Genomic DNA, 3,697 nt, shown 5'->3' on the forward strand with positions numbered 1-3,697 from the left:
ACCGCCGTTGCAATCGCCGCAGCGTCGTTGGCGTCATTCTTGGCGGAGCGTTTGACGAAGGGTTTCACATAGATCGGCGGGATGAGCCTCACCTCATGACCGGCTTCTTGTGCATATCGGCCCCACCAATGGCTGGTCGCACAGGCTTCCATCGCAACGAGGCAACTCGAGTGTTCCGCCAAGAGCTGGCTCAGCTTTCCACGCGAATACTTGCGATTGAATTTGACGACGCCTTCTGCCGTCGTAGCGCAAACCTGAAACGAGTGCTTTGCAAGGTCGATGGCCAGAATGCTAATATCTGACATGGATGTTTCCTTTCTTTTGAACTGACTTCCAACAAAGCCAGTCTGGCACATTGCGATGCCGTTGTGGGAGGGAGCATCCACCCCATCAATCTTCCAGAAGATGGTTGTATCGCCGTGAAGGAACGATCCGAAGTCATGCTCGCCATATGGATCGTTATCAGGCGTGAAGGTGTTATACCTGCTCACCTGGTCCAAGATGAAAGGTATATCCTTTAACTCTTGCACCCCTTGGGTGATCACAACACGACAGCCTGTGAATGAGCGCCGTGCGTGATCATTAAGTGCTGCTATTTTAGCTGTAGTGGCATCAGGCATTTGCGGCAGCTTTGGCAGCCCCTGGCTTTAAGCGTGGTTGGCGCTCAGCTACTTTGGTTATGGCCGTATCCAGCTCCCCTGCATCAGCTGCATTAAGGAAAGCATCCAAAACACCAGCTACGTCTTCTAGTGTTTTGACGAGTACCGCGTTGTTGGTGCCATCGGCTGCAATCACACGCGCCCCGTATCTGCACTGCACGTACCACCCACCGTCTTGCTCAAAGAACCATGGGCGCACTCGGCGGTGAGTTTTGACCATCACACGCTCTCCCATGTCGTTGGTCATCCACTTGTGTCGCTCAACCCGGTGGTCTTCCTTCTTAAGCGCTGCCGCGTGTACCAGCTTTTGCTCTTTGAGCCCTGCGACCAGCTTATCACGTCGTGCTATAATCGGATCGCGTTTGGTGCTGCGATCTACTGTTTTGAATGTAAGCTTTGCCAGATGTGTCATATCCGCTCCTTGCTGTCGGGTTACAGCTAAAGCGTATGTTCAAACGACGCAGTGGACGACCGGAAAGACAGTCAAGTACTTGATTTTATTTAATTAAGGTCGGATCTACCTGAGTGAGTGATCGCCACTTTGCGCCGCTTGCGCATCGTACAATCCTCAGGCCCACACTTCATCGGCGGCAGCTCGTTATACCCGTTCAGTACATAGAGCTGCACATGTTCTTCAAGTTGATCCCAGATCGGAAAGAACGCGTTACGCTCACCATCACTCATCTCAGATGTCGCCACGCTCACAGTATCCGCGAGCATGTGCTCTACGCGATCTTCCATGTCACCAAAGCACGCCGTCTCTTCACGCAAGCAACAGTCAACCGCACGCAGCACTTGAAGCTCCGCTGCATAAAAAGGTGCCTGAGACCGCCATAAAACCGCAAGGCCTGATGCTTCGAGCAAGTCAGCTACGTCATCATCAATCACGATGTATACTTTCTGGAGCGCACCGCCCCTGTATGTACTAAGTCTGACCGTTCCCTATCAGGCCACAAGTTCAGGCATCTTCTTTTGGATCAAAGAAGCCGCAGGCTGAAGGCTTCCAGCAACACCGCACAGCGTGGTCAGTTTCGCAAAACTCAGATCACCGCTACAATCCAAGTAAGCGCAAATAGCGCGGAGATGCTTGATGAGCAAGGCACGCTTATTTTCATCTACAAGGTCATCCGACAGATGTGCAGCAAATTCAAACCAGAGAGCGTAAGGCTCTAACGCAGCCATCAGTGCAGATGCATTCTTGCGCAATACAGTCTCAGAATACGCGTCTAATCGGATATTACGCACCGCCCCACTCAGATACATCATAATGGAATAACGTTCGACATCAGGCAAATCAATTTTGCAGTTAAACGCAACATACTCAAATGGGTGCTCAAAAAGCTCCTGAGACACGTGATGCTTAAATATTCGCATCAAAGGCTCTGGGAAGTTTACACGAATGGATGTTGAGATGATTGCTGTCTTACCACCCAAATTAGGCCAGCTTGTGACTGTAATCGGACCTTCATCATCGACAATGCAGCTGCCAAAATCAGCAAAATTAAAAGCTTCAGCATGATACCCGCTGATGGCTGATGTATATGGATTGGGATCATCGTCATCATAGGCAAAGCAAAACTCAACATCCAAATTAACAATGCTAATCCAATCACGAACAATTTGATCCAGGACGGCATTGAGTGCACTCAAGCTTGTGTTTTGATCCTTCATTTGGAAGCACCTCGCACGTAGTCTTCGAGATATTGGAACTGCTGATAAACAGACATCTGCTTCCATTGGTCAGCAAAAACAGTACTGGCTTCCCGCGATAAGTTCTCAAAGATCGAGCAATCAATTGCATGAGACAGATCACGTTCCAAGACATCCAACATGTCATAAAACGGGTTCACTGCCTCGTATTCATCCGCCAAAGTGCTCACAGCCCGGCGCTTGTAGACAAGATCACGCACGTCAGCGCTGACCACCTGCGAAAGCCCCTTCAATTCCAGCATCAGTGTTTGCCTATCCATAATGTTGCTCCAGCATGGTGCAGATTTGCGTTTGTTCATCTGCGGTAAGAGTGGGCCAACGTGCCGCGAACGCACGGGCTTGGGTTGCAGTGAGGACCGTTTCAGCGAGCGGTACAAACTCCACCTTTGGTGTTTTTGACGTCTTTGCGGCGGCAACCACTTTGCGAAGCCCGTAGAGTTCAAAGAGCTTCAGTTCAGTTGTAAGGTCTTTATTGGGCTCACTCATGGTGTGCCTCCAGAAGCTTGGTTCAGGATACTGGCAACACTGCGAGGTTGAGCGGAGGCTGCGGATGCAAATTGCTTTGCCGCCTGCACTTGCTCTTCCATGTAATCAATGAAGTCGCGCGCATCGCCGCTGAAGTTTTGCAGCAGCTGCGCAACACCACTTTGGGTTACCCGCGCACCTTCTGCAGCAAGTATCGCTTGAGCGCGTGGCACCCAGTCTGTGTTGAGCGGCCTTTGAACTTCAACACAGCGCATTCGGCTCTGCAGAGCAGGCTTAAGCTTCTTGACGTAATTGGTGCTGGCCAAGAGCTGTACGCTTTTATGCTGTTCAATAAACGTACGGGTCTTGCCCGGCAGCGCATCCTCAACTTCATCGATCTCATCAATGATGATTAGTGCAGGCAATCCTGGCGCCCACATCTGCATCTGCGCCATGTTCAAGATCTTATCAAAGAGCCCCTTGCCCGCATCTGCACCGTTAACTGTAAAATCATCGCTCGCGATACCAGCTTGTGCGAACTGCGCTTCAACAATCAGTCGCAGAGCTTCTGATTTACCCGTTCCTGGTTCCCCATAGAGCAGCAAGGGCTTTGATGGGCGCGCTGTTGCATAGCGCATGATTGTGGCTGCAACTGTGGGATCTGCAAACACAAGATCCTGCACAGCCTTCGGCCGATGACGTTCCTCAAAAGTCATATAAACTCTCCTTAATTGACTAAGGCATGAGCTGCGGGAACAATCGTCCCGCAGCGTCAATTGGATCACTCAGCCGGTACTTGCTGGCTATCGGTGATGCGCACTTGGGCACCCATGGCAGCAAACAGCTTAGGGGCAAAAGTTTTG

The 3,697-nt window shown here is 50.9% G+C and carries 7 protein-coding genes; all 7 read right to left on the reverse strand.

The features are described 5' to 3' along the window. Positions 1 to 620 (reverse strand): DUF3768 domain-containing protein (locus tag NIG5292_RS15215; RefSeq protein ID WP_144412764.1); only part of this gene is annotated, 620 nt, incomplete at its 3' end. Beyond that, complete coding sequence (locus NIG5292_RS14135) at positions 613 to 1,071, reverse strand: hypothetical protein (RefSeq protein WP_048600183.1); 459 nt, start codon at positions 1,069 to 1,071, stop codon at positions 613 to 615. The genes NIG5292_RS14135 and NIG5292_RS15215, both read right to left, overlap by 8 nt. 89 nt (positions 1,072 to 1,160) lie before the next feature. Continuing rightward, a complete protein-coding gene (locus NIG5292_RS14140; protein ID WP_048600184.1) occupies positions 1,161 to 1,547 on the reverse strand; it encodes a hypothetical protein in 387 nt (128 codons plus the stop codon). Between the two features lie 57 nt (positions 1,548 to 1,604). Beyond that, a complete protein-coding gene (locus NIG5292_RS14145) occupies positions 1,605 to 2,330 on the reverse strand; it encodes a hypothetical protein (RefSeq protein ID WP_048600185.1) in 726 nt (241 codons plus the stop codon). After that, complete coding sequence (locus tag NIG5292_RS14150) at positions 2,327 to 2,629, reverse strand: hypothetical protein (protein WP_048600186.1); 303 nt, start codon at positions 2,627 to 2,629, stop codon at positions 2,327 to 2,329. The genes NIG5292_RS14145 and NIG5292_RS14150 overlap by 4 nt, the downstream gene beginning before the upstream one ends. Then, a complete protein-coding gene (locus tag NIG5292_RS14155; RefSeq protein WP_048600187.1) occupies positions 2,622 to 2,855 on the reverse strand; it encodes a hypothetical protein in 234 nt (77 codons plus the stop codon). The genes NIG5292_RS14150 and NIG5292_RS14155 overlap by 8 nt, the downstream gene beginning before the upstream one ends. Then, a complete protein-coding gene (locus NIG5292_RS14160; RefSeq protein WP_048600188.1) occupies positions 2,852 to 3,550 on the reverse strand; it encodes an AAA family ATPase in 699 nt (232 codons plus the stop codon). Before NIG5292_RS14160 ends, NIG5292_RS14155 begins: the two co-directional genes overlap by 4 nt. Between the last annotated feature and the right edge of the window lie 147 nt (positions 3,551 to 3,697).

Source organism: Nereida ignava (genome assembly GCF_001049735.1).
Lineage (GTDB): Bacteria > Pseudomonadota > Alphaproteobacteria > Rhodobacterales > Rhodobacteraceae > Nereida > Nereida ignava.

What these genes read in the sequence shown, in the direction of transcription:
- NIG5292_RS14135 (WP_048600183.1), bottom strand. Translation starts at nt 1,071, where the DNA reads ATGACACATCTGGCAAAGCTTACATTCAAAACAGTAGATCGCAGCACC.
- NIG5292_RS14145 (WP_048600185.1), bottom strand. Translation starts at nt 2,330, where the DNA reads ATGAAGGATCAAAACACAAGCTTGAGTGCACTCAATGCCGTCCTGGAT.
- NIG5292_RS14150 (WP_048600186.1), bottom strand. Translation starts at nt 2,629, where the DNA reads ATGGATAGGCAAACACTGATGCTGGAATTGAAGGGGCTTTCGCAGGTG.
- NIG5292_RS14155 (WP_048600187.1), bottom strand. Translation starts at nt 2,855, where the DNA reads ATGAGTGAGCCCAATAAAGACCTTACAACTGAACTGAAGCTCTTTGAA.
- NIG5292_RS14160 (WP_048600188.1), bottom strand. Translation starts at nt 3,550, where the DNA reads ATGACTTTTGAGGAACGTCATCGGCCGAAGGCTGTGCAGGATCTTGTG.